Annotated in this window: 21 protein-coding genes; 13 read left to right on the forward strand and 8 right to left on the reverse strand. The window is 64.0% G+C overall.

All coding sequences use genetic code 11. The features are described 5' to 3' along the window. Positions 1 to 94 precede the first annotated feature (94 nt). The 5 genes from dapA (at position 95) to NFV80_RS16505 (ending at position 6283) form a co-directional block, all read left to right on the forward strand. Positions 95 to 973 carry a 4-hydroxy-tetrahydrodipicolinate synthase gene (gene dapA, locus NFV80_RS16485; RefSeq protein ID WP_295331438.1) on the forward strand — a complete coding sequence of 293 codons (879 nt, stop codon included), beginning with the start codon at positions 95 to 97 and terminating at the stop codon, positions 971 to 973. A 15-nt stretch (positions 974 to 988) separates the two neighbouring features. Continuing rightward, positions 989 to 2128 (forward strand): outer membrane protein assembly factor BamC, encoded by a 1140-nt coding sequence (bamC, locus tag NFV80_RS16490; protein ID WP_296759385.1) that lies wholly within the window; start codon positions 989 to 991, stop codon positions 2126 to 2128. A gap of 481 nt (positions 2129 to 2609) precedes the next feature. Further along, positions 2610 to 3062, forward strand: a complete 453-nt coding sequence (locus tag NFV80_RS16495) for an OsmC family protein (RefSeq protein WP_295331436.1) — start codon at positions 2610 to 2612, stop codon at positions 3060 to 3062. A 37-nt stretch (positions 3063 to 3099) separates the two neighbouring features. After that, entirely contained in the window at positions 3100 to 4023 is a 924-nt protein-coding gene (gene rocF / locus NFV80_RS16500) for an arginase (RefSeq protein WP_295331435.1), read from the forward strand. A gap of 316 nt (positions 4024 to 4339) precedes the next feature. Continuing rightward, positions 4340 to 6283 (forward strand): malonate decarboxylase subunit alpha, encoded by a 1944-nt coding sequence (locus NFV80_RS16505; protein WP_295331434.1) that lies wholly within the window; start codon positions 4340 to 4342, stop codon positions 6281 to 6283. A 98-nt stretch (positions 6284 to 6381) separates the two neighbouring features. Here NFV80_RS16505 and NFV80_RS16510 read toward each other — a convergent pair whose 3' ends face one another. Beyond that, the gene (locus NFV80_RS16510; protein WP_295331433.1) at positions 6382 to 6972 is read right to left on the reverse strand and encodes a Uma2 family endonuclease; all 591 of its coding nucleotides are present in this window, start codon (positions 6970 to 6972) and stop codon (positions 6382 to 6384) included. A 320-nt stretch (positions 6973 to 7292) separates the two neighbouring features. Here NFV80_RS16510 and NFV80_RS16515 point away from each other — a divergent pair, with 320 nt between their 5' ends. After that, positions 7293 to 8747: a DASS family sodium-coupled anion symporter gene (locus NFV80_RS16515; protein ID WP_295331441.1), complete on the forward strand. Its 1455-nt coding sequence runs from the start codon at positions 7293 to 7295 to the stop codon at positions 8745 to 8747. Positions 8748 to 9040: 293 nt separating this feature from the next. Here NFV80_RS16515 and NFV80_RS16520 read toward each other — a convergent pair whose 3' ends face one another. The 5 genes from NFV80_RS16520 to NFV80_RS16540 form a co-directional block, all read right to left on the reverse strand. Then, positions 9041 to 9895 carry a PEP-CTERM sorting domain-containing protein gene (locus tag NFV80_RS16520; RefSeq protein WP_295331432.1) on the reverse strand — a complete coding sequence of 285 codons (855 nt, stop codon included), beginning with the start codon at positions 9893 to 9895 and terminating at the stop codon, positions 9041 to 9043. Positions 9896 to 10352: 457 nt separating this feature from the next. After that, positions 10353 to 11330 (reverse strand): cysteine synthase A, encoded by a 978-nt coding sequence (gene cysK / locus NFV80_RS16525; RefSeq protein ID WP_295331431.1) that lies wholly within the window; start codon positions 11328 to 11330, stop codon positions 10353 to 10355. 351 nt (positions 11331 to 11681) lie between these two features. Next, the gene (locus NFV80_RS16530) at positions 11682 to 12245 is read right to left on the reverse strand and encodes a phasin family protein (RefSeq protein ID WP_295331430.1); all 564 of its coding nucleotides are present in this window, start codon (positions 12243 to 12245) and stop codon (positions 11682 to 11684) included. A 245-nt stretch (positions 12246 to 12490) separates the two neighbouring features. Continuing rightward, positions 12491 to 13279 carry a PEP-CTERM/exosortase system-associated acyltransferase gene (locus NFV80_RS16535; protein ID WP_295331429.1) on the reverse strand — a complete coding sequence of 263 codons (789 nt, stop codon included), beginning with the start codon at positions 13277 to 13279 and terminating at the stop codon, positions 12491 to 12493. A 127-nt stretch (positions 13280 to 13406) separates the two neighbouring features. Next, positions 13407 to 14393 (reverse strand): zinc-dependent alcohol dehydrogenase family protein, encoded by a 987-nt coding sequence (locus NFV80_RS16540; RefSeq protein ID WP_295331427.1) that lies wholly within the window; start codon positions 14391 to 14393, stop codon positions 13407 to 13409. A 219-nt stretch (positions 14394 to 14612) separates the two neighbouring features. On the opposite strand from NFV80_RS16540, the gene NFV80_RS16545 reads away from it, so the two are divergent. The 4 genes from NFV80_RS16545 to NFV80_RS16560 are packed head-to-tail and all read left to right on the forward strand — an operon-like array spanning position 14613 to position 18400. Then, positions 14613 to 15698, forward strand: coding sequence for an ABC transporter ATP-binding protein (locus NFV80_RS16545; RefSeq protein WP_295331426.1), 1086 nt, complete (start codon positions 14613 to 14615; stop codon positions 15696 to 15698). Beyond that, positions 15691 to 16545, forward strand: a complete 855-nt coding sequence (locus NFV80_RS16550; RefSeq protein WP_295331425.1) for an ABC transporter permease — start codon at positions 15691 to 15693, stop codon at positions 16543 to 16545. Before NFV80_RS16545 ends, NFV80_RS16550 begins: the two co-directional genes overlap by 8 nt. Continuing rightward, complete coding sequence (locus tag NFV80_RS16555; protein ID WP_296759392.1) at positions 16545 to 17333, forward strand: ABC transporter permease; 789 nt, start codon at positions 16545 to 16547, stop codon at positions 17331 to 17333. Before NFV80_RS16550 ends, NFV80_RS16555 begins: the two co-directional genes overlap by 1 nt. Further along, positions 17330 to 18400: a spermidine/putrescine ABC transporter substrate-binding protein gene (locus NFV80_RS16560; RefSeq protein WP_295331422.1), complete on the forward strand. Its 1071-nt coding sequence runs from the start codon at positions 17330 to 17332 to the stop codon at positions 18398 to 18400. Before NFV80_RS16555 ends, NFV80_RS16560 begins: the two co-directional genes overlap by 4 nt. Positions 18401 to 18452: 52 nt before the next feature. Here NFV80_RS16560 and NFV80_RS16565 read toward each other — a convergent pair whose 3' ends face one another. Further along, positions 18453 to 20141 carry a gamma-glutamyltransferase gene (locus NFV80_RS16565; RefSeq protein ID WP_295331414.1) on the reverse strand — a complete coding sequence of 563 codons (1689 nt, stop codon included), beginning with the start codon at positions 20139 to 20141 and terminating at the stop codon, positions 18453 to 18455. Positions 20142 to 20187: 46 nt separating this feature from the next. Here NFV80_RS16565 and NFV80_RS16570 point away from each other — a divergent pair, with 46 nt between their 5' ends. The 3 genes from NFV80_RS16570 to cobD all read left to right on the forward strand — a co-directional run bounded on the left by NFV80_RS16570 (position 20188) and on the right by cobD (position 23434). After that, a complete protein-coding gene (locus tag NFV80_RS16570; protein WP_295331412.1) occupies positions 20188 to 21348 on the forward strand; it encodes a GGDEF domain-containing protein in 1161 nt (386 codons plus the stop codon). 174 nt (positions 21349 to 21522) lie between these two features. Continuing rightward, positions 21523 to 22455, forward strand: a complete 933-nt coding sequence (gene cbiB, locus NFV80_RS16575) for an adenosylcobinamide-phosphate synthase CbiB (RefSeq protein ID WP_295331410.1) — start codon at positions 21523 to 21525, stop codon at positions 22453 to 22455. Further along, complete coding sequence (gene cobD / locus NFV80_RS16580) at positions 22448 to 23434, forward strand: threonine-phosphate decarboxylase CobD (RefSeq protein ID WP_295331409.1); 987 nt, start codon at positions 22448 to 22450, stop codon at positions 23432 to 23434. Before cbiB ends, cobD begins: the two co-directional genes overlap by 8 nt. Before the next feature lie 218 nt (positions 23435 to 23652). Here cobD and NFV80_RS16585 read toward each other — a convergent pair whose 3' ends face one another. Further along, positions 23653 to 24270, reverse strand: a complete 618-nt coding sequence (locus NFV80_RS16585; protein ID WP_295331408.1) for a Uma2 family endonuclease — start codon at positions 24268 to 24270, stop codon at positions 23653 to 23655. Positions 24271 to 24412: the final 142 nt, after the last annotated feature.

Here is a 24412-nt window from a genome sequence, read left to right on the forward strand (position 1 = left end):
TCTCGCCAGGGTGTCGGCTAGCGGTTATAATTCAGCATCTTGATTTTCTGGGCGAAGCGTTTCCGGGCAGTTCCTCGGGCGGCTCCGCAAGACCATGATTACTGGATCCATTGTAGCGATTGTCTCTCCCATGCACGCGGACGGAAGCCTCGACCTGCCCGCTCTGCGGCGCCTGGTCGATTTTCACGTGCGCGAAGGCACCGACGCGATCGTCATCGTCGGTACCACCGGAGAGTCGCCGACGGTCAATCTCGAAGAGCACTGCGAGCTCATCCAGGTCGCGATCGATCAGGCGGCCGGGCGCATTCCGGTGATTGCCGGCACGGGTGCCAATTCGACGGCGGAGGCAATCGACCTGACGCGCTTTGCCCGGCAGGCCGGCGCGGACGCCGCGTTGTCGGTGGTTCCCTATTACAACAAGCCGACACAGGAGGGGCTCTATCGCCATTTCCGGGCGATCGCCGAAGCCGTCGACATTCCGGTGATCCTGTATAACGTTCCCGGTCGCACGGTCGCCGATATGAGCAGCGATACCGCGCTGCGTCTGGCGGAAATCCCGAATATCGTCGGCATCAAGGACGCCACCGGCAACATCGATCGCGGCGTCGAACTGATCACGCGCGCTCCGGCCGGGTTTGCCGTCTATAGCGGGGACGATGCCAGCGCCTGCGCCCTGATCCTGATGGGCGCCAGCGGCGACATTTCGGTCGTCGCCAACGTTGCACCGCGCCTGATGCACGAAATGTGCGCTGCCGCGCTGGCTGGCGACGCGCTCAGGGCACGCGCCTTGAACGCTCGACTCGTCGGCCTGCATCGGCAGTTGTTCTGCGAGGCGAATCCGATTCCCGTGAAGTGGGCGTGCCAGCAACTCGGCCTGCTCGACGGCGGCTTGCGCTTGCCGCTGACGCCGCTGTCACCGGATTGCCATGCGCGCGTCGAGGCCGCCATGCGTCAGGCGGGCGTACTTGTCTGAGTTCAGGGTTGTCCAATGAGTCCTGTCGTGTTGCGCACTCGCATCGTCCTGGTGCTGCTCCTCGCCGGTTGCAGCAGTTCGCTCCTCGAACCGAAGAGAATTGATTACAAGACGGCCTCTGCCAGTAACGTGCCGACGCTGGAAATTCCACCGGACCTGACCTCGCCGGCCCGCGATGATCGGTACGCGGTTCCCGACACCGCCGGCAAGGGGACCGCCACTTACTCCGCCTACACCGCCGAACGCTCTCCACAGGCGAGGGCGCAGCAGAAGAACGACGTTCTGCCGGAGGTCGACAAGGCGCACATCGAACGGGCGGGAAATCAGCGCTGGCTGGTCGTCGCCGGCTCGCCGGGCAAGCTCTGGGACCCGGTCAAGGAGTTCTGGCAGGAAACCGGTTTCGTGATCAAGCTCGACTTGCCCGACGCCGGCGTGATGGAAACCGACTGGGCCGAGAACCGTGCCAAGATCGAGCAGGATTTCATTCGCAACCTGCTCGGCAAGCTGATGGACTCGGTGTACTCGACGGCCGAGCGCGACAAGTTCCGTACCCGTCTCGAGCCCGGAAGCACGCCGGGAACGACGGACATCTTCATCAGTCACCGCGGCATGTACGAGGTTTACGTCTCGGAGGGCAAGGATCAGACCAAGTGGCAGCCGCGCCCGGCCGACCCGGAACTCGAGGCCGAGATGCTGCGGCGTCTGATGATTCGCCTCGGCAGCGAGGAGAAGAGGGCGACGGCAGCGATGCTGGCGGCACAGGAAAAGCCGGTCGAAAGGGCTCGCCTGTCGCGCAGTGCCGACGGTGCCGGCACGCTGGAAGTCGAGGAGTCGTTCGATCGCGCCTGGCGGCGAGTCGGCCTTGCCCTCGATCGAGTCGGCTTCACCGTCGAAGACCGCGATCGTTCGAACGGACTCTACTTCGTTCGCTACGTTGACCCCGAGACCGACAACGAGAAGCAAAGCGAGGGTTTCTTCGCTCGCCTGAACCCCTTCAAGAGCAGCTCGGCCAACAAGACGCAGACGCAATACCGCATTTTCGTCAAGGAGGCAGGCAGCGTGTCGACCGTGCAGGTGCTGTCGCTGGAGGGCGGTGTCGATCAGTCGGAAACGGCGAAGAAGATCCTCAATCTGCTCTACGACCAGTTGAAATAGCGGCGGCGGCCGGACAACTCGGCTTCGTTTTCCCAAGACCACCCGGTCAAACCGGTCTCTTGTGCGCACTTGGGGGGGAACGCCTGTTCCGGATATCGGCTGTTCGCCGACCGCCAGCAACTTCCTTGCCGCCGATGTGGGCGGCTGGCCTGCCAGAACGGGGCAGAGGGCAGCTCCACGGCTCCTCGATGTCGGTGAGTCACACCAGGTTTCGGTCGTAGCAAGTCGCGCCAGTGCTGTGACAGACATTACGATCGCCGCAAGGGGGCGGCCACCTCGCGTCGATCGTTGTGCCGGGCGCTGCTTGGGTGAGGGCGATGCCGCCGGTTCGGGAAGTCGCCGCGTAGACGGAGAGATGGCGAGCCGCGCTGCAAGAGATCTTGTTGTACGCCGGGTCGCCATCACGCTACGATACACCGCTTGATCGAAACAGGGCGAACGTTTTCCCGGGCCCCTCCTGCAACCTCACGAGGAATTCCGCATGTCTCTGCACCGCACCACGATCGACTGGCAGCGAACGGCGCACGCCAGCGCCGCATCGACCTACTCCCGCAACCACAGGGCAATGCTCGCCGGGCAATCCTTGGCAGTATCCGCGTCTCCCGAATACCAGGGTGATCCGGAGTGCGCCGATCCCGAGCAGTTGCTGTTGACCGCGTTGGCCAGTTGCCACCTGCTCACCTTTCTCGCCATCGCCGAGATCCAGGGGTATCGGGTGGAAAGTTACCGGGACGCGCCGGTCGCTCACCTGGAGAAGAATGCCGCAGGACGCATGGCGGTGACCCGCATCGAGCTGTCACCGGAGGTGCGCTTTGCTGGCGATCGACAGCCGGACGCGGCTGCTCTCGCGAAGTTGCATGACAGTGCCCATCGCAACTGCTTCATCGCCAGTTCGATCACCGCTCGCGTGACGGTGAATCCGGCGATCGTCTGATCGGCGACGGCGAGCGGGGGTGACTGTCGCGGAGAGAATGGCGGCTGGCGCAGTCAGCATCATCGGCGTCCCCACTGACGTCGGCGCCGGGAAGGCTGGTGCCAGGATGGGGCCGGACGCGCTGCGGGTTGCCGGCATCGACAGGGCGATTGCCCGCTTTGGTGTCGAGGTCGTGGACCGTGGCAATCTGAGCGGCCCGAACAATCCCGAGCTGTCGGCGATCGACGGATTCCGACACCTGCCGGAAGTTGTGGCCTGGAACCGCAGCGTACACGATGCGGTACGCGCGGAACTGGCGAGCGAGCACCTGCCCATCGTCCTGGGTGGCGACCACTGCCTCGCCATTGGTTCGATCAGCGCTGTTGCCCGCCATTGTCGGGAGAGCGGAAGGAGGCTCCAGGTTCTCTGGCTGGACGCCCATGCCGATTTCAACACCGCCATCCTGACCCCTACCGGCAACCTCCATGGCATGCCCGTGGCGTGCCTTTGTGGTCATGGCCCGCCGCTCCTGACTGGCATTGGCGGCACGGTTCCGGCGATGTTGCCGAGCGAGATTCGCCAGATCGGAGTACGCAGCGTCGACCAGGGGGAAAAGAGCTTCCTCGCCGAGATCGGCATCGAAGTGTTCGACATGCGCTATGTGGATGAAGTCGGAATGCGTGCGACCATGGAGCAGGCTCTCGCCGGCGTCGGTCCGGAAACCCACCTGCACCTCAGCCTCGACGCAGATTTTCTCGATCCGGAGATCGCGCCCGGGGTGAGTACGCCGGTACGTGGCGGACCGACGTATCGTGAGGCGCAACTGTGCATGGAAATGATCGCCGACACGGGTCGGCTGTGCTCACTTGACCTCGTCGAAGTGAATCCCGCCTTCGATCGGCAGAACATGACGGCCGTGCTGCTCGTCGATCTCGTCGAAAGCCTTTTCCGAAAGAGCATCCTGATGCGCTTGCACCAGTAGTTGGTGCTTGCGAGTATCTTCCCCGAGTCTGCCGGGCGGTGTACGTCGCGCCCCTGGCGAAAGCGTTGCGAGCTGGCGGCCTGCTGATGACGCCCGCCAGGCCTGCGAAAGTACAGCTCAGATTTTCGATCCAATGCTGCTGCGAACCTTGGTGACCTTGCGCTTCCACCGTGCCGAATGTTGCGTCCTCGTTCAGGTGAAGTCGCTGTGGTGGTCGGGGAATAGGGGTAGACTTGATATTTTGCCGATGCCCCGATGAGGAAGCCGTCCGCACCTGCGGCTGGACGCCCGAAATCCGGGGCGGGAGGAAAGCGCCATGCGCAGCAAGATTGTTACTGCCGACGAAGCCATCGCACTGATCCGGGACGGCGATACGCTCGCCAGCACGGGATTCGTCCAGACCGGCTTTGCCGAGGCACTGCTGTCGGCACTCGAACGCCGCTTCCTCGATACCGGCAGACCACGGCACCTGACCTTGTTCGCCGCTGCCGGGCAGGGCGACGGCAAGGCGCTGGGGCTCAATCATCTGGGCCACGAAGGCCTGCTCCGCCGGGTGGTGGCCGGCCACTGGGGCCGCATGCCACGGGTGGCGCAACTGGCACTGGACAACCGCATCCAGGCCTACAATCTGCCGCAGGGAATCATCTGCCAGTTGTTTCGGGATCTGGCCGGAGGAAAACCGGGTTCGTTTTCCAAGGTTGGCCTGCACACTTTCGTCGACCCCCGCTATGGAGGGGGGCGCGTCAATTCCGCGACGACCCGCGACATCGTCAATCTGGTCGAGGTCGCCGACGAGGAGTGGCTGTTCTACAAGGTCGGCCGGGTCAATGTCGCCTTCGTGCGTGGCACCACCGCCGACACCTTCGGCAACATCTCGATGGAGCGGGAGGCGCTGACGCTCAACAATCTCGCCATGGCGATGGCGGCCAAGAACAGCAACGGCATCGTCATCGCCCAGGTCGAACGCATCGCCGAGCGCAACGGCTTGCCACCGCGGCAGATCAGGATTCCGGGAATATTGGTCGACTGCGTGGTGGTCGCCGAACCTGCCCAGCACATGCAGACCCTGGCCACGCCGTACAACGCCGCCTACGCGGGAGAGTTCCGGGTTCCGCAGGCCAGCCTGGTGTCGACTCCGCTGACCGCACGCAAGATCATCGCCCGTCGTGCGGCTTTCGAATTGCCGCCCAATGGCATCATCAATCTCGGAGTCGGCATGCCGGAAGGGGTGGCGACGGTCGCCAAGGAGGAGCGGATCTCGCACCTACTGACGCTTACCGTGGAATCCGGCCTGATCGGCGGAATTCCGTCGACCGGGGGCGATTTCGGGACCGGGGTCAACATGGATGCGGTGATCGACGAGAATCAGCAATTCGACTTCTACGACGGTGGCGGCCTCGACATGGCCTGCCTGGGAATGGCCGAGTGCGATGCTGCCGGCAACGTCAACGTCAGCCGCTTCGGCGGCCGACTTACCGGCGCCGGCGGTTTCATCAACATCAGCCAGAACGCGCGCCTGGTGGTTTTCGTCGGCACCTTCACCGGTAACGGTCTGCAGGTCGAGGTCAATGAAGGCAAACTGCGGATCATCCGGGAAGGGCAGCAGCGGAAGTTCCTCAAGCAGGTCGAGCAAGTCACCTTCAATGGCCAATACGCCTATGATCGCGACAAACCCGTCTTCTACGTAACCGAACGCTGCGTTTTCCGACGCGTAAGGGGTGGGCTGGCGCTGATCGAGGTGGCGCCGGGCATCGACGTCGCCCGCGACATTCTGCCGAACATGGACTTCGAGCCGATCGTCGGCGAATACGGCGAGATGGATGCCCGCATCTTCGATGCCGGCCCGATGGGCCTGGAGGCAGAACTGCTCCACCTGTCACTGCCCGAACGAGTCATCTACGATCCGGAGCGAAACATCCTCTTCCTGAACTTCGAGGGCATGCACGTGCGGGTGGTCGAGGACGTGCAGGCAATCTGGGATATTTGTGAACTTCGCTGCCGTGCCGCTGGCAAACGGGTCGGAGTGATCATCAATTACGACCGCTTCCGGATCAACCAGGACATGTACGACGCCTATGCAGAAATGGACCGCTACTTTCTGGCCCATTACTTCATTCAGATCACCCGCTACGCCACCAGCGCCTTCCTGCGCGCGAAGCTGGGCGAAGCCTTTGCCGCGCGCAGCATCGCGCCGCACGTTTTTGAGCGCAGGGAGGAAGCGCAGGCGTTCCTCGCCGGACGCAGCGGCGAAGCTGCCTGACCCGAGAGCCGCATCGGCAGCATGGTGCACAGCCGGCGATTCCGGCCGGAGGCGCACCCGGCAGCGTCAAACGTGCCGCGGGCCGACCTGATTGTGCATCAGTCGTCGCCGGTATCTGTCCACAAAGTGCCAAGTTCGAGCGCGATTTCGCCGAACGGTTCGACGCTGACCGCATCGTTTTCCTGGAACAGGCCGATCACCGTCCAGCTCCCATCGCGCAGTGCAAATACTTCGAGCGTATGCGCCAGCGGGTCGACCAGCCAGAGGTGGCGGACGCCGTAACGGGCGTAGACTGACATCTTGAGTACCCGGTCCTTGCGCGCGGTCGATGGCGAGACGACTTCGCATACCCAGTCCGGAACGACCACGAAGCGTTGATCGCGCGGCGGGCGTGGCATCCGTTCGCGTCGCCAGCCGGCGAGGTCGGGGACGAGGACTTCGCGATCACGGACGAAATGGATTTCGGGCTCATCGAGGATCCACCAGCCCCCGGGTCCGCCGCGGCCTCGGTGGTACGCCGAACCGATATCCATCCCCAAGGCCGAGCTCGCGACGGCATGCGGAGACGCCGGGCGCGGCTGCGTGTGTAGCTGGCCATCGATGATCTCGCCGGTCAGGTTTTCCGGCAACGCTTCGAGTTGCGCGTAGAGATCGTCCGCGTGGACGGTAGCTTCGCTGGCAGCGGGCATCCGGGTTTCCTGCAGAACGCGCAAGGGGAAATATCGCCAGTTTAGCGTGAAATTCGCTTGCGCGTCCCCGGCACTTCTGCTTGCACGGCCGCATTCGCCCCAGCTGGTATCCCCTGCCGCCATCCCGGTTGCAATGTGGAGGAAATTGCTGTCGACCGCCGCCGACGACGGAACAACTGCGCTATGCTTCCCAAGTTGCGCCTGGATTCCCCATTCTTCTCCAATCCTTCGAGAGGCCGGCAATGCACCCACAAAGCCATTCGCCCAAGCTGCCGTCTGCGACACCGGAGCATGTCAAACCCGAGGTTCGCAAGCATTTCATGTCCCGCTTCGGTTTGCTCCTCGCCGCGATTCCACTGCTGATCGTCATCCTGTTACCCAATCAACCAGGGTTGCCCGTCGCCGGCCAGTACATGCTGGGTATCCTCGCTTTTGCCGTCATCGTCTGGATGACCGAAGCCGTCTCGTATCCGGTCAGCGCGATCATCATCGTGACGCTGATGGCCTTCCTCCTCGGCTTTGCCCCTGATCTTGCCAACCCCAAGGCGCTGATGGGGACGAGCAAGGGTCTCACCATCGCGCTCGGCGGCTTCAACAACACGGCGTGGGCCCTGGTCGGGGGCGCGCTGTTCCTCGCCGCCGCGATGACGCGAACCGGTCTCGACAAACGGATCGCTCTCCTGGTGCTTGCCAAGGTCGGTGCGAAAACCGACCGCATCCTGATTGGCGTCGTCGGCGTCGGTTTCCTGCTCAGTTTCGTCGTTCCCAGCACGACCGCTCGCGTCTCGTGCATGGTGCCGATCGTCATGGGGATCATCATCGCCTTCGGGGTGCCGTTGAAGAGCAGGTTCGCGGGGATGTTGATGATTGCCGTTGCCCAGGCGGACAGCCTCTGGAACATCGGGATCAAGACCGCGGCGGCGCAGAACATGGTGGCCGTCAGCTTCATCGAAAAGCAGCTCGGCGTCACGATTTCGTGGCTCGACTGGTTCATCGCCGCCGCGCCGTTCTCGGCGATCATGTCGGTGGTGCTCTATTTCATCCTGATCCGGATGATGCCGCCGGAAAAACAGGAAATCGAGGGGGGCAAGGCGATCGTCGTCGAGGCCCTGGCGAAACTGGGCCCAATGCGTCCGAACGAAAAGAAACTGCTGGTCATTTCGCTCGCCCTGCTGTTCTTCTGGGCGACCGAAAAGATCGTCCACCCGTTCGACACTGCCACCACCACGATCGCCGCGATCACCCTGATGTTCCTGCCGAGGGTCGGCGTGATGAACTGGGAAGAAACACAGGGCTCGATCCCGTGGGGAACGCTGGCGCTGTTCGGCGTCGGCATCGGGCTCGGTTCAGCCTTGCTCACCACCAACGCCGCGCCATGGCTGGCGACCACCATCGTCAGCGCTTTCGGGCTGGAAACGGCAGGTGCGCTGCTCGTCCTGGCGATCCTCGCCGCCTTCCTGATCGTCATTCACCTGGGTTTTGCCAGTGCCACCGGCCTCGCGGCGGCGATGATTCCGATCGTCATCTCGGTACTGCAGGGCATCAGGACGCCGGGGATCAACGTGCTCGGCATGACCATGATCCTCCAGTACGTCATCAGCTTCGGCCTCATCCTGCCGGTCAATGCGCCGCAGAACATGGTGGCGTATGGCACCAATACCTTCGAGGTGCGCGACTTCGTCCGCACCGGGATCCCGCTGACGATCATCGCATATCTGCTGGTCCTGGTGATGGGAGCAACTTACTGGAAATGGCTGGGCTACGTGACCTCCTGAGGAAGATCCGCGGTCACGCTACAGGCGAGGCGGCGCATTTTCGAGAGCGACCGCAGCTGGCGGCTGGCTCCCGATTACCGGATGGTGCGTCGGCAGCCTCGTCGTGGCGGGCGTGTGCTCGGCCGAGCGCAAAGGGGATCCGGGAAGACGTAGCCCGACGGGTGAGTCCCCGTCCTTCTTGAAGCTCCCGCGCAGGGTTCTGGAGAAGGTTTGTCGCTACGCAGGCGCCCAGCTGGCTGCCAGGAAAGAAAACCCCGCAGAAGCGGGGTCATTGTTCGGCAGTGCTTGAGCGCTCAGGCGGGCTGCTTGCGCCTGCGCAGTCCGAGTCCGGCCAAACCGAGACCTAGTAGGACCAGTGTTCCCGGCTCAGGGATGGCGGTTCCTGCTTCGGTCAGGCCAGCGACGGCATCGATCTCGTCTTCGTCACCGGTATGTGCCGAATTCACCGCACCACCACCAAAGGCCTGTGAACCAACCCCGGCTACGGAGACGTAGCGGAAGTTGCTGCCACTGGGCAGTTTCCAGACCGTGGTGTACCCATCTGCCAGCGCGACACTGTCAGGCTGCCAACCTTCGAGATAGACCGAATCGAGCACCGCGAGAGCCCAGTCGGCAAGGTTCGTCGAACCAGGTGTGTTGGTCAGATAGACGGTGTATTCGACGGCTTCCCAGGGCAGTGGTCCGTGGTCGATGATCGGGAAAACGACCGCCTGATTGGCTGGCCCACCGAGATCGAAAATATTTCCCAGCCATGGCTTGTCGGCAGCGGCGCTTGCAGTCAGGTTGCTGGCGGTGTTCTGAATCCAAGAGTAATCACGCGTGTTTCCGTTCGCTGTGGATCCCACGCCGGCAGTGTAAAAGAAATTCAGCAAACCGGTTGTCTGTCCGAATCCGCTCACGCTAGAAGGGTTTGTCAGCGTGCCGAAAGTCAAGCCAGACGGATCGGACCAAGTATTCGTATAGACTTTCAGGTCATTGGGCCCGGTGCCGACAGAATACCCCTGCGCTGCGAAATCTGCCGCGCTGGCTCCCTGGAAGGCATGTGTGTATTCGGGATCGAGTGGACCGGTCACCAAACTGGCATGTGCGTTGATACTACCCAACAGGATGACAATACCGGCGGTAATCCGTGGCGAATGGCGAATCATTGGCGTCTGTCCTTGGTAAGCGTGATCGGGAAGTGTGGGGCTATCGAGAGCATGATTTATGCCAATAATTTATCTATTTGATTATCTTGAAAAAATTTCTCACGAACGCAATCAATTCGGGCGCGCTGTAAAATTTTTCGACACATGCTCTGACGCTAAGCCGTGTGCCGCACGACCAGACCGGAGCCATGTCCTGATTTCGCTGCCGGGCGGCTGTAGGGAGTATGCCGGTCTCGACGTTGGTGTTGCTCCGGTTCAATCGGCGGGGGGCAGTGTGATCCGCCCGATCCCCTTATCCTGCCGCTCGGCAGCGCTCGCCGGCGTTGGCCGAGAAACGTGGCATCCGGATGCGATGCCGAGGTTGCCATCGGCGACCAAGCACTTCGCCTTGTAAATGGACCGACGCGGCGGCGGCCGGGGCGCCCCGATCGGTCATCCCGACCCCCGCGCCGCTTGTCTACAGTCCCAGGCCGCTGGCATCGAAGACGCCTTCGAACAATACCGAACTCAGGTATCGTTCGCCGGAGTCCGGCAAGACGACGACGATGTTCTTGTCTTCGTTCTCCGGATTCCGGGCGTGGCGTAGCGCAGCAGCCACTGCTGCACCACACGAGATGCCGGAGAGGATTCCCTCTTCCCTGGCCAGGCGACGGGCGTAGGCGACCGCTTCTTCATTCGTCACCTGCTCGATGACGTCGACCAGCGAGAGGTCGAGGACTCGCGGCACGAAGCCAGCGCCGATCCCCTGGATCTTGTGGGGACCCGGGTGTAGCGTATCGCCGGCACGGGTCTGGGTGAGGACGGGACTGGCCGCTGGTTCGACAGCGACCGAGACGATCGCCTTGCCGCGGGTTTTCTTGAGGTAGCGCGAGACGCCAGTGATGGTGCCGCCGGTGCCGACCCCGGCAACGAAAATGTCGACCTGGCCATCCGTGTCGTCCCAGATTTCGGGACCGGTCGTGCTCTCGTGTATCGCCGGATTGGCGGGGTTGTTGAATTGCTGGAGAAGTACGTAGCGACCCGGGTCCGACGCGACGATTTCCTCGGCTCTGGCGACGGCGCCGCTCATGCCTTTGGCGCCTTCGGTCAGAATCAGCGTGGCGCCATAGGCAACCAGCAGTTTGCGCCGTTCCAGGCTCATCGTTTCCGGCATGGTCAAGGTCAGCGGGATGCCGCGTGCCGCGGCGACAAAGGCGAGTGCGATGCCGGTGTTGCCACTGGTGGGCTCGACGAGTTCCTTGCCGGGACCGAGCAGCCCCCGTTGCTCGGCATCCCAGATCATCGCGGCGCCAATGCGGCACTTGACCGAGTATGCAGGATTGCGCCCTTCGATCTTGGCGAAGACGCTGGCCACGGCACCGTCGGTGATGCGGTTGAGCTTGATCAGCGGGGTGCGGCCGATGGATTGGGAATTGTCTGCGTACCATCTGGACATGTAAGCCTCCTGGTGTTGGAAATGGCGCTGCACCAAGCCGTAGCTGTGCCCACCGGGCACGGTTCTGGCTAGTCGACGCCTGCTTGTTGACCTTAACCCAGGTACAGCAGCACGCAAAGACGAAGTATTTCTATCCTTATGCGCTTCCGTTGGCTTGCGCCGATGCATCCGGTCCGGAAAACCTCGGGCGAGCGGCACGTTCTGCTCGTCGCTGCCGAGAAAACGCGCCCGCCACGGTTCAGACAACCGCAATGCGGAAGATCATGCCCGGATATTGCCGACCCCTCCCGCAAGCAGCCGGGGAAGTTCGTGAGTCGCTCCGGGGAATCCTCTGGCAACGGCGCGAATTGTTCAGCCCTGGGTGCCGGGTGCTTCGTCGGATCGTCGCGCGGCGCCGCCGCCTGTGCTTGCGGTAATTCGGGTCAGTGCAGCCGCACCGGCTTCCGTCACTTCCAGCAACGGCTGGGCGAGAGTTTGCGCGGCAGCAAGGGCCGATTCGGCGGCGGCGACTGCGGATTTCACGGTCAATACGGCGAGATTTGTGCGCTGCGGAGACGACCCGGGAAAGCCGTTGATGAAAGCGACGATGGACTTATCAATCTCGGCACGCTGTACTTCGCTGACGCCTGCGAACTGTTCCTGGGCATGGCTGGAAATCTCGTTCATGCGGCGCCAGTAGGAGAGGGCTTCGTCCAGCAGGGGTCGACAGAAAGTGGCGTTGAGCGCCAGTGTTTCGTGCAGGTCGCGGGTGGCCGCCAGTGCTTCTCGGTAGGCCAGAGTCTCCCCCAGCATGGCGCGGGTGGCCTGCAGGTTGAGGGTAAGCAGACGCTCGTAACCGTCCAGCGCGATATTCGCCAGTGATTCAAGGGCGTCAATTCCCTGGGATGCTGTCTTGCTGTCGTGGGGAAGAGGCATGGCAGGCTCCGTTCCGTTGGTTTGATGACAGCCGCTAACCCGCTGGCGCTGGCTCGCGCACCGGGTGCGAAAGTTTGTCCCGTGTCGCGGTGGGACTAGCTTAAGCCCTTCTCTTCCTTAACGCCAACGCTTTCTCCTGTGGCTTTCTTGGCGCAGCGGCAGCGTGCTTGCGCGGAGAGTCTGCAGCCGCCGATCAGGAAAGCTGATGGGTCGGTGTCAGCGGTATTGCGGCACAGGGCGCCTGTCTAGGGCAGCGGCAGATGATTGGCGCGCCGTGCGTCCGGTCCGGCCGCATCGAGCCCTTCCTTGACTTCGCGCGAAATGACCTCGAAGAGTGCGCGGACCAGGAAGTTCATTCCGTCGATGATTTCGCTGACCGACATCATCGACGGAACGCGAACGCCTCGATGTTCCACTCCGGTGCCGATCAGTTCCAGGTGCACACCAAGGCGGGAAAGGTTCATGGCCAGGCGCGGCTCGGTCAGCACGAAGATCGTCTGCACGCCATAGTGGCGGGCCAGTGCGATCAGACCCAGATACACGGCCAGCGCCAGATACGGCTGGCGCGGGCGCTGTGGTGTGCCGAAATCTTCTTCCGAGAGCGAGATCGGCTTGTTCTGTTCGCCGCGACGGCGACGGTAGCTACCGATCACTGCCAGGCGCGAGATTTCGGCGATCCGGGATCGGTCGAGAGCCATTGGATCGACGATGGAGCGGTCGAGCGTCCCCGCGCAGGTGATCTCGACCGGCAATCTGTCCGCGGGGTGTTCGGGATCGAGCAGGACCAGGCGGGCGCAGCCCACGTACTGGCCGGTGGATACCGATTGCACCAGGCAGTGCACCGAGCGATCGTCAAAGTCGTCTGCTTCGAGTCCGTCGGCCCGTAGCTGCTCGAAACCCAGCTCACGACAATAGACCTCGTGCCGGATCCGGTAGCTTTCGGCGCGCAAGGCGTCGTTCAGCGCGGGAACGACCTTGAAGAATTGACGGTAGCCTTGGCTCAACGTCAATTCAGTGAGATTCGAAAGAAACATCTGCCCTCCGACGCGACGCGCCCATTCGCGCGAACATCGGCGAAAGGATTCGCATGGTACTACGAAGTCGTCCGCGCATACTCGGCGGTTGATCGTTCGTTCGTCTGCAGTTTTCGCGTTTCTCCGACTATGCCGTGACGAGCACCGCGGCGCCTTGAATCCGGCCCGTTCGCAACTGCTGCATCGCCTCATTCGCGGCTGCGAGCGGAAAGCACGTCACTTCGGTGCGCACCCCGGCACGCGGCGCGATGGCGAAGAATTCCTCGCCATCGCGCCGCGTCAGGTTGGCGATCGAACGTACGCAACGCTCACCCCAAAGAATCGCGTACGGAAACTCGGGAATATTGCTCATATGGATGCCGGCGCAAACCACGCTTCCCCCCTTGACGATATGGCGCAGCGCCTCGGGAACCAGATTGCCCACGGGCGCAAAGAGAATCGCTGCGTCCATCTCGCACGGTGGCGCTGCATCCGCCCCGCCTGCCCAGGCGGCACCCAGCTCGCGTGCGAACCGCTGGCCTTGGCTGTCTCCCGGCTTGGTGAAGGCGAAGATTTCGCGTCCCTGCCAGCGCGCCACTTGCACGATGATGTGTGCGGCCGCGCCAAATCCGTAAATCCCCAGGCGTCGTGCGTCGCCGGTGGCGAGCAGCGAGCGGTAGCCGATCAAGCCGGCGCAGAGTAATGGTGCAGCCTCAGCATCGGAGTATTCGTCTGGCAGCGCGAAGCAGTAGTGCTGATCGGCCACCGTGAACTCGGCGTAGCCGCCATCCAGCGTATAACCGGTAAACTCCGCCGCGTCGCACAGGTTCTCGGCGCCGCTTGCGCAGTACCGGCAGTGGCCACAGGTGTGTCCTAGCCACGGTACGCCGACCCGCTGTCCAAGCGCGAAACGATCTGCCCCGGCACCCCTCTCGATCACCACGCCGACGATTTCATGGCCGAGGACGAGTGGCAACTTCGGCCGCAGCAAATCGCCGTCGGTGACGTGCAGATCCGTCCGACAAACGCCACAGGCGCGTACAGCGAGCAAAATCTGACCGGCCGCAGGCGTCGGTCGACGTACTTCGGTCAGTCGCAGGGGCTTGCCCTGCGCATCCAGTATCATCGCTTTCATCGGTCGTCCCCCGCCGTGATCGCCTTCCCGAGAATTCGTCGGCCGCTGCTCGGGTGCGTGTGGGCAAGCGTCTGATTCTAGGCGCGCACAGGACTGCAGGCAATGGCTGCGGAGCGGGCGCCAGTAGATTGCCGGCGTTGCCCGGCTGTCACCTGGTCAGGCAGGTGTTTCTCCGGCCACTATCGCAGCGAGGGTTTGCTGAGGTAGACTAGGCGCACCATGGCACTCTTGGAAATTCGCAGAATCAGCCGCCAGTTTGGCGACACCAAGGCCGTCGATGACGTTTCCCTGTCGATCGAGGCAGGGGAGTTCTTTACGCTGGTCGGTCCCTCCGGTTGCGGCAAGACGACCCTGTTGCGCCTGATTGCGGGTTTCGAAGAGCCGGACGCCGGCGAACTGCTGCTCGATGGACGGCCACTGACCGGCATCCCGCCCGAAAAGCGGCCGGTGCATACCGTTTTTCAGAGCTACGCGCTGTTTCCGCACATGAGCGTCGCGCAGAACATCGCTTTTCCGCTGCAGATGGCCGGTACCGCCAGCGACGAAGTCCGCCGGCGGGTCGATGAGGCTCTGGAACTCGTGCATCTGGCGGAAAAGACGAGGCACTTCCCGCACGAACTTTCCGGAGGACAGCGGCAGCGGGTCGCCCTCGCCCGGGCACTGGTCAACAAGCCGCGCCTGCTCCTGCTCGACGAACCTATGGCGGCACTCGACGCCAAGCTGCGGCAACAGATCACCGGCGAACTGATTGCCTTGCAGCGCGCCGTCGGCATCACCTTCGTCTTTGTTACTCACTCGCAGGAGGAGGCGCTGGCTGTATCGCACCGAATCGCGGTGATGAACGCCGGGCGTATCGAACAGGTCGGCGTTCCCGATCAGATTTACGGCTACCCGCAGAACCGCTTCGTTGCCGATTTCATTGGTACCGTCAATCTCCTGCCGGTCGAAGTGCGCGCTGCCGATCAAGGCGGATTGCGCATGTTTGCCGCCGGTCTGGGCGAGATCGCCGGCGCGCCGGCGACTGCGACCGCGGTCGGTCAGCGCGGCGTACTCGCCCTGCGCCCGGAACAGGTACGTGTGCTTGCGGGCAGCGAGCGGCAGGAGATGGACAACCATTTCCGTGGGACCGTCCACGATTACCTGTACCTCGGTGATGTCACCGTGTACAAGATCGCTCTCGACAACGGCAGCGTGATAGAGTCGCTGCTCGCCAATTCGCTTCCCGGGCGTGCGCGTTTCCTGGAGCGTGGCGATGCGGTCGAAGTCGGCTGGCAACGCGAGGCAGGAGTGTATCTGCGTGACTGACGCGAGGCGCGCTGCCAACGGAGTGGGCAGGGCCGATTCGCTGACCCGGTGGCTGGTGAGCTCGCCGCCGACGCTTTTCCTGCTCGTCTTTTTCCTCGCGCCGGCGCTGCTGATGGTGCTCGCGTCGTTCCAGCAGCCGGGCGATTTCGGCGGCCTGGTGCCCGTTTTCCAGGACGGCCGGCTGACCCTTTCGCTGGAAACCTACGAATTCTTCTTCGGCGACTGGATCTACGCCGAGATTTTCTTTCGCTCCTTCGTCGTCGCCGCGGCAACGACGTTGATCTGCCTGCTGCTCGCCTATCCGCTGGCGTTGCTGATCGCGCGCAGTGGCAAGCGCCATCGCGACCTGCTGGTGCTGCTGGTCGTCCTCCCGCTGGCAAGCAATTTCCTGATCCGCATCTACGCGTGGATCATTCTGCTCGGTCCGTTCGATTTGCTGTATACCCCGTTCGCGGTGATCGCCGGCCTGGTCTATGTGCATTTGCCGTTCATGATCCTGCCGCTCTACAGCAACCTCGAACAACACGATCCGGCGCTGCTCGAAGCGGCACAGGATCTCGGCGCCGGAAGCTTCACGCGCTTCCGACGCATTACGCTGCCGCTGTCGCTGCCCGGTATCTGGGCCGGTTCCGCGCTGGTCTTCATTCCGGTGCTCGGCATGTTCGCCATTCCCGAACTGCTCGGTGGCACGCGCGACATCCTGATCGGCAATCTGATCAAGGAGCAGTTTCTCGAGAGTCGCGACTGGCCTCTCGGCTCGACTCTCTCGCTGCTGCTCACTGTCGCCGTCCTGATCCTGGCGGCGCTTTCGGCCTGGGCCGGGCGCCGCCGCCGCGGGTGGGCGTGATGCGCAGAGGCAACGTCTGGTTATGGACTGCGGCCTTGGCCGTCTACGCCTTCCTGTATCTGCCGCTGGCGGTGGTGGTGATCTTCTCGTTCAACGACTCGCTGCTCAATGCCGCGTGGGTCGGTTTCACGACGCGTTGGTACACAACGCTTTTCGAGGATGCCGACATGCTGCGTGCGGGTGGCAACTCACTGTTCATCGCCTTCAGTGCCGCCGGGGTGGCAACCGTACTCGGCACCATGGCCGGAATCGCGCTGCAGCGCTGGCAATCGGGAGTTCTCCGCTGCCTGCCTTTTCTCGTACTGACGCCGGTGGCAATGCCCGAGATCCTGCTCGGCGTCTCCTTGCTGCTCTTCTTCCGGCAGGTGCTCGACCTGACGCTGGGCCTGGTTTCGATCCTGATCGCACACATCACCTTCTCGATCGGCTTCGTCGCGATCGTCGTCCGCGTTCGCCTGGCCGGTCTCGACGCTAGCCTCTTCGAGGCGGCGCGCGACCTCGGCGCGGGCCCCTGGCAGACCTTCCGCAGAGTGACCCTGCCATTGATCCTGCCGGGCGTCCTGGCGGGTTTTCTGATGAGCTTCACCCTCTCGATCGACGATTTCGTGATCACGGTCTTCGTTGCCGGTGTCGGTGTGACCACCCTGCCGCTGCAGATCTACTCGATGATCAAGGTGGCCGTTAGCCCGGAAGTGAACGCCGTATCGACACTGCTGATGGCCTTGACGCTGACGCTGATCGCGGCCGCATCGAAACTGGCGCCGGACGCGCTCAAGGCAAAGCCATGAAGGCCTTGCGTCGCAGCCTGCTGGCAGTGCTGCTGGCCATCCTCGCAGCGCTGGCACTGGCGGACGACGTGCTCAACCTGTACATCTGGAATACCTACCTCTCGGAGGAAACCATTCGGCGATTCGAGGCGCAGTGCCACTGCCGCCTGAACCAGGATTTCTACTCGGACAATGAGGAGATGCTGGCCAAGCTCGAAGCCGGTGCCGTCGGCTACGACCTGCTCGTTCCCACCGGCTTTGCCGTTGAAACCCTGTTGCGACAGAAGGCGTTGCGCCCGCTCGACAAGAGCAGGCTGCCGAACCTGAAAAACGTCAAGGCGGCGTTCCGCGATCCCTGGTACGACCCCGGTCTGCAGCATTCGGTGCCGTACGCGACGACGGTGACGCTGCTCGGTTACAACGCGACACGGCTGGCGGAACTCGGCCTGCCGACCGACAGTTGGGCACTGATTTTCGAGCCGCGCTATCTCGAGAAGCTGAAGGGCAAGGTGACGGTGCTCAACAGTCAGCGCGAACTGATGGCCGCGGCGATGAAATATCTCGGTTACTCGGTCCAGGAGAGCGACCCGGCGCGCTGGGAAGAGGCCAAGCGGCTGATCCTGCGCGCCAAGCCGTACTGGGCAACGTTTTCCAACAGCACCTACATCAAGGATCTGGCGATCGGCAACATCTGGGTTGCCCACGGCTATTCCAGCGACATGTATCGCGCGCAACAGGATGCGCAGGAAGCCGGCCGGCCGTTCTCCATCGCGTTTCGGACTCCGAAGGAAGGCGCGGTGCTGGCCGTCGACAGCTTCGTCCTCCACAGGTCGGGCGGCCGCCCAGACCTCGCGCACCAGTTCATCAACTTCATGCTCGATGGCGCCAACGCCGCCGACGTCTCCAACCTGATCGGCGCCGGCAATCCGAACGCTGCCGCGACGCCGCACATCACCCCGGAGATCGCCGCCAATCCCGGCATCTTTCCGCCGCCAGCCGATCTGCAGCAGCTCGAAATGCTGCGCGACTTCGATCCGAAGACCCGCCGCCTATTGTCGCGAATGTGGACCGAGATCAAGGTGCGCTGACGCGAGCGGACGGTGCGGGCCGGTGACGGCGAATCCGAGCCCGCTCTCGCGCCTACGGTTCGGCGATGGCGACGACACCGCCGCGTCTGCGGTCGCCGGCGCCGAACAACTCGCCATCGGCACTGCCGACGCAATTGACCCCGCCGAAAAAAATGCTGCGTGCTTCGAAGCAGGTGGCGCCCGGCCAGGCGGCACCGAGCGCGGCTGCCGCGCCGGCTTGCAGGCCCATGCTTTCGAACCACAACTGGCGGCCTTCGACATGCAGGCGGGCAGCGTTCACCGCCTCGTCGAGCGGCCGCCGATAGATCAGCAGATTGAGCAGCGCCTGCAGGATGGCGCTGCGGATGCGGTTCGATCCGCCGCTGCCAAGAGCGAAACACGGTCGCTCGTCGGCGATGACGATGGTCGGCGACATCATTGTGCTCATCCAGCTTCCCGGCACCAGCCGATGGAATCCTGCCGGGTTGATGTCTTCTTCGCCGAGGAAGTTGTTGACGTGGATGCCGAGCCCGGGCAAGGCATGGCCGCAACCTTCACCGTTGCTGGTGGTCATTGCCGCCGCCATTCCCTCGCTGTCGATCACCGAGATGTGCGTCGTTGCACCCAGCGCGTTCTCGCGGCGCAGCGAGCGCGCAAGTTCCACCCAAGTCGGCATGCAGGCTCCGCCTACCCATTCGCGGATGGCAGCAGGATCGTCGTGCAGTCGGCGGTCGTAATCAGCGTTCCGGAGGCGTGATACGGCGGCGAGCACGGCTGCCACCGCGAGTTGATGTTCAAGCGAAAGAAACTCCTCGCGTCCGAGCGCCAGGCTCTCGGCGACGCGCAGGCCGGCGCCGATCAGTCCGCCACCGGCCGCGGGAGGTGGATTGGTCAGCACCGTGTGACGCCCGAAGGGAATGCGTAACGGCTCACGCAGTACCGGCGCGTAGGCCGCGACATCGCTTGCGGTGATCAGGCCGCCGTGCGCCGGACCGAAATGCTCGCACAGCGCGGTCTCATATCTTGCCAATTGAGCGTCCGCATCGCCTTCGCCGAGCGCGTGCAGGAAGTCTCCGAGGTCGGGATTGGCCAGTCGATCGCCGGCTTGCGGCAAGCGCCCGGCGGGCAGAAAAAGGCGCGCCACCAGCGGCGAGCGGCGGGCGATCGGGGCGATCAGACCGACGATCGTGGCGATCTGGGGACTGAGCGGAAAGCCGTCGCGCGCCCATGCTGCTGCCGGCGCGACCACGTCACGAAGTGGCAGGCGGCCAGCGCGACGGTGCAGTTCGAGCAGGCCGCAGAGTTGACCGGGTACGGCTGCCGCACCCTTGCCGACATGAAAGACCTGGGTGGTCTGTCCGAAATCGACGGTCACCGGCGCGAAATCCAGTGACGCAGGCACGTCGACACCGCGGCCGGGTGCCACCGCAAAAAAGTCGAGCACCTGGTAGCCGTCGGCGGCATTCCCCCAGATACAAACGCCGCCGCCGCCGAGCGAGGTGAGTGGCAATTCGGTGACCGCTGCCGCAAGTTTGGCGGCGACGATCGCGTCGACGGCGTTGCCGCCGCGCCGCAAGAGACGCGTTCCGGCAACTGCCGTATGCGGTTCCGACGCCGCGATTACTCCACCCGTGCCCATCGCCGGAGGATACGCGATGGCGCCGCGCGCGGGAAGTCTCGGGAATCCCCTTGCCGGCCATGGTCGCTCCCTGTTCCCGACGTTCCACGGTAGAATCGGCGCCGTCGACTCTTCGCGGAACACGAATGGTTCAATTTGCAGCCCCGTGTTGTACCGCCGTGCGCAGGAGATGAACTCGCCGAGGAGTCTCTCCGCCCTCGAAGACCGGGTGCGGCTGGTGCGGGTTCGCATCTTCTTCGGACATGCGAACGGGAACATGCTGAGCATCATGGTCGGCGCGGTCCTGATGATCGTGGTCCTGCATGGCGGTGGCGTGGCGATGCCGACGCTGGTGGCGTGGGGACTGCTGGTTGGGGTGGCGTCGGCCGGTGTTTCCCTGTTCGAGCGTCATGTTGCACGCGTCGGGATCAGCGGCGACAACTGTCGGCGGCTGGCGCGCATTCGTATCGGACTGGGTGCCGGCATCGCGCTGTTCTACGGCCTGGCCGGCTTTCTGCTGCCGGCGCCGGCACCGACTCAGGACACCTTTCTCTTCATCATACTGTCGAGCATCGTCACCATCGGTGCGCTCGGTTACGCGGTGATGCCAAGCTACTACATCACGCTCGACCTGGTCAGCCTGTTCCTGCTTACCGCGCACTTCGTCCGCCAACACCTGCTCTCCCGCGATTCCTACTACCTTTTGTTGATTACCGTCGCGATCGTCTGGCAAGTGCTGGTGTTGGTCAAGGCGCGCCGCGCTTCGAAGACGGCGATCGAGGCCATCGTCCTCAATGAGCGTTTGCAGGACGAGATCGAGCAACACAGACAGACGCGCGAAGCGATTCGGCAGATGGCACTGCACGATGAATTGACCGGTCTCGGCAACCGTCGCTACTTCGAGGAATCGATCCGGCGCGCGCTGAGCCGCGCGGCGCGTGATGGCACGCGATTCGGCTTGCTGGCCGTCGACATGAACCAATTCAAGCCGATCAACGACTGCCATGGACACGCAACTGGGGATGCCGTTCTCAAGATCGTCGCCGAGCGGTTGCTGGGTGGCATCCGCAGTGGCGATTTCTGTGCCCGGATGGGAGGCGACGAATTCTCGATCATCGTCGCCGGCGTCACTTCCGAAGCGGATGTGGTCGATGTTGCCGCCAAGGTGCACGCGCTTCTCGCGCAACCCGTGCGGCTCGGTGATCTCGTCCTGGCGACGAGCGCCAGCGTGGGTTGGGCAGTATATCCGGAGGACGGACGCAACGTTGCCGAATTGCTGTCGGTCGCGGACCGGCGAATGTACGGTCGGAAGCAGGTCTGCAACGATCAGACGACGACAATCGACGCCTAGGTGCAAGGCTAACTGTCACTGCCCGGGGATGGACCGCCATACTTCACAGCCGCTTGCCCGACTTGCCGGAAGGCCCCGCACGGCGGCACGTTCGGGCGAGCATCGACGCGGGGAAAGCATGGAACATGCAGTGCCTTTGCAGGCGGCAGTTCGGCAGGTCGGCTTCGGCCCGGAATGAATCTCCCCGCCCTGCTCGCTGGCTCGTTGGCCGTACCGCTGTCGGCACTCGCCGCGGTAGTGCTCGATCGCCTGTTGGGTGAGCCAGTGCGCTGGCATCCGCTGGTCGGCTTCGGCCAATTGGCGGCGGCGATCGAGCGTCGTCTCAATCGCCGCACGCCGACCAGCGGCGTCGCTGCCTGGTGTCTGGCAGTGTTTCCCTGGGTCGGGCTGGCGCTGCTCGCGCGTCCACAAGCCGCTTTCCTGTGCGATACCCTCCTGCTCTATTTCGTGTTGGGTGCGCGCAGCCTGGGCGAGCATGCGGAAGCGGTGGCGTCTCGTTTGCAGGCGGGCGATCTGGACGGGGCGAGGCTGAGTGTCGGGCGCATGGTTTCGCGGGAAACCAGCCAGCTCGATGCCGTCGGCGTAACGCGTGCCGCGCTCGAGTCGGTCCTCGAAAACGGCAACGACGCGATCCTTGCCGCGTTGTTCTGGTTCGCCCTGCTCGGCGGCCCCGGTGCGCTGCTGTTTCGCCTAGCCAACACGCTCGATGCGATGTGGGGTTATCGGACGTCGCGCTACCTGTCGTACGGCCGCGCCGCGGCGCGTATCGACGACTGCCTGGGCTGGCTGCCGGCGCGGTTGACCGCGCTGAGCTACGCGCTGCTCGGCCGCACGCGTCCGGCCCTGTTTTGCTGGCGTACGCAGGCGCCCGCCTGGGACAGTCCAAACGCCGGACCGGTGATGGCGGCGGGCGCCGGCAGTCTCGGCGTGCTGCTTGGTGGCCCAGCGATCTACCACGGTCGAGAAGATAAGCGCCCGTCGCTCGGATCCGGCTTGCCGCCGTTGGCCGGTGACCTCAGGCGCGCGGTCGGGCTGGTCCGCCGCAGCCTCTGGCTGTGGTTGGTCGCCTTGTTCGCGATCGCCGCGACCAGGGGCCTGCATGCTTGAACACGGCGGTCGCCTGCGTGCGGCAGCAGCCCGACACGACATTCCGCTGGCCGACTGGATCGATCTGTCAACCGGCATCAATCCGCACGGGTGGCCGGTACCGCCCTTGCCGGCCAGCGTCTGGCAGTGCCTGCCGGAAGACGACGACGGCCTCGAAGTGGCTGCCAGCGCCTACTACGCCAACCCGGGCGTGCTGCCCGTCGCCGGATCGCAGGCGGCGATCCAGTGGCTGCCGGCGTTGCTGCCGCGTGCCGTCGTCACCTGCCTCGGCCCGCTTTACGGCGAGCACCCGCTGGCGTGGCAGCGGGCCGGCCACAAGCTTCGTCTGCTGCCGCATGCCGCCTTCGTGCGCGCCTTGGCTGCGGCGACTCCCTATGTCGTGCTGTGCAACCCGAACAATCCGACCGCGGGACGACATTCGCGCGAGATGCTGCTCGCCGCAGCCGATCGACTGCAGCAGCGGGGGGGCTGGCTGGTGGTCGACGAAGCCTTCATCGACGCCACTCCCGAAGAGAGCGTGACGCCACTCGCGGGAACTGCGGCGGCACCGAATCTGATCGCTTTGCGTTCGCTCGGCAAGTTTTTCGGGCTGGCCGGCGCCCGCGTCGGTTTCCTCTTTGCCAACGCCGAACTGCGCGCGAGGATGGCCGAGGCAATGGGACCGTGGACGCTGTCCGGTCCGGCGCGCGAGGTGGCTCGCCGGGCCTTGCTCGACGCCGACTGGCAGGCGGCCACCCGTACCCATCTGCGGCAGGAGAGCCGCCGCCTGCAAGACTTGCTGGCGCCCCTTGGCAAAGTCACCGCCACCGCCCTCTTCGTCACGGTGGAAACTCCTGCGGCAGCCAGCCTGCACGCCGATCTGGCCAGCCAGGGAATTCTTACGCGCTGCTTCGCGGACGACTCGTTGCTGCGGGTTGGTCTGCCGCCGAACGCCGCGGCCTGGCTCCGCCTTGCCGACGCGCTGGCTGCCGCAATGTGATGCGCGGGCTCCCCCCTGCGCTTGGCAGCGATTGCGGCATTGCTTCGCCAGCGACTCGAACGTCCAGCACGAGCAAGGGAAGAAACCCGAGGCCGCGGCGAAGATCTTCCTCGTCTGTCACGGGCAGGACAGGCACGCCGGATGGCTGGGCGAAGCGAAACACGGTGACGGCCCCGGCGGGCCCACCGACGACGCGCCACGCCTTTTCCGCAGCATCTTCAGGCGGCGGGTTGTCGGTCCCGCCCTGCCGAGTGATCGGGCAGCTTGTCGAGGATCTCCTGCCAGTGGATGACGATTTCCGGGAAGATCGTCGGCGACCGTTCGCCGGCCATTTCGGCGATTTCCGGGCCGCCGTAGCGACCGTCTCGTAGCGTGTAGAGAGTGAGCACGCGGTCGATCGGGTGCACCAGCCAATACTCGCGCACGCCGGCGCGCTCGTAGAGAGCGCGTTTGGTGAGATGGTCGTGGCGGGCTGTAGCCGGAGAGAGGACTTCGATGATCCAGTCCGGGGCGCCGCGGATGCGGTCCTCGCCGACCTTGGCCGGATCGCAGACGACCAGAACATCGGGCTGGACGACGCTCGCCGCTTGTTCGTCAGTCTCGCCCGCTGCCGCCAGAACGACGTCGACCGGAGCGATCAGGGTGCGGCAGGGAGTCCCGTCCAGGGCTTGATCGATCTGCCTGAAAAGCTGACCGGTCAGGGTCTGGTGGCCGATCGTCGGCGCCGGTGCCATCGCGTGGGCGACCCCGTCGATCAATTCCCAGCGCTCGTCGTCGGGCCATTGCCGATAGTCGGCGTAGGTGAATCGCTGTTCGGTGGCTTTCGGCACGGCCATGACCGTCACTCCGGCAGGGCAGACCCGGGCATTGTGCCTTGCGGTCTGTGGACAAGGCAAGGGCAGAACCTGCAGATTCAGGCAACAGCTTGACCTTGCGGATCGGCGAAGGCGATACTCGCGGAGCCAGTCAGTGGTCGCA

Source organism: Accumulibacter sp., assembly GCF_023806565.1.
Classification (GTDB): domain Bacteria; phylum Pseudomonadota; class Gammaproteobacteria; order Burkholderiales; family Rhodocyclaceae; genus Accumulibacter.

Coding starts and splice junctions, on each gene's coding strand:
- bamC (WP_296759385.1), top strand. CDS start 989: ATGAGTCCTGTCGTGTTGCGCACTCGCATCGTCCTGGTGCTGCTCCTC.
- NFV80_RS16545 (WP_295331426.1), top strand. CDS start 14,613: ATGGCACTCTTGGAAATTCGCAGAATCAGCCGCCAGTTTGGCGACACC.
- NFV80_RS16570 (WP_295331412.1), top strand. CDS start 20,188: ATGAACTCGCCGAGGAGTCTCTCCGCCCTCGAAGACCGGGTGCGGCTG.
- dapA (WP_295331438.1), top strand. CDS start 95: ATGATTACTGGATCCATTGTAGCGATTGTCTCTCCCATGCACGCGGAC.
- NFV80_RS16540 (WP_295331427.1), bottom strand. CDS start 14,393: ATGAAAGCGATGATACTGGATGCGCAGGGCAAGCCCCTGCGACTGACC.
- cobD (WP_295331409.1), top strand. CDS start 22,448: ATGCTTGAACACGGCGGTCGCCTGCGTGCGGCAGCAGCCCGACACGAC.
- NFV80_RS16495 (WP_295331436.1), top strand. CDS start 2,610: ATGTCTCTGCACCGCACCACGATCGACTGGCAGCGAACGGCGCACGCC.
- cbiB (WP_295331410.1), top strand. CDS start 21,523: ATGAATCTCCCCGCCCTGCTCGCTGGCTCGTTGGCCGTACCGCTGTCG.
- NFV80_RS16520 (WP_295331432.1), bottom strand. CDS start 9,895: ATGATTCGCCATTCGCCACGGATTACCGCCGGTATTGTCATCCTGTTG.
- NFV80_RS16560 (WP_295331422.1), top strand. CDS start 17,330: ATGAAGGCCTTGCGTCGCAGCCTGCTGGCAGTGCTGCTGGCCATCCTC.
- NFV80_RS16530 (WP_295331430.1), bottom strand. CDS start 12,245: ATGCCTCTTCCCCACGACAGCAAGACAGCATCCCAGGGAATTGACGCC.
- NFV80_RS16585 (WP_295331408.1), bottom strand. CDS start 24,270: ATGGCCGTGCCGAAAGCCACCGAACAGCGATTCACCTACGCCGACTAT.
- NFV80_RS16515 (WP_295331441.1), top strand. CDS start 7,293: ATGTCCCGCTTCGGTTTGCTCCTCGCCGCGATTCCACTGCTGATCGTC.
- NFV80_RS16555 (WP_296759392.1), top strand. CDS start 16,545: ATGCGCAGAGGCAACGTCTGGTTATGGACTGCGGCCTTGGCCGTCTAC.
- rocF (WP_295331435.1), top strand. CDS start 3,100: ATGGCGGCTGGCGCAGTCAGCATCATCGGCGTCCCCACTGACGTCGGC.
- NFV80_RS16535 (WP_295331429.1), bottom strand. CDS start 13,279: ATGTTTCTTTCGAATCTCACTGAATTGACGTTGAGCCAAGGCTACCGT.
- cysK (WP_295331431.1), bottom strand. CDS start 11,330: ATGTCCAGATGGTACGCAGACAATTCCCAATCCATCGGCCGCACCCCG.
- NFV80_RS16510 (WP_295331433.1), bottom strand. CDS start 6,972: ATGCCCGCTGCCAGCGAAGCTACCGTCCACGCGGACGATCTCTACGCG.
- NFV80_RS16505 (WP_295331434.1), top strand. CDS start 4,340: ATGCGCAGCAAGATTGTTACTGCCGACGAAGCCATCGCACTGATCCGG.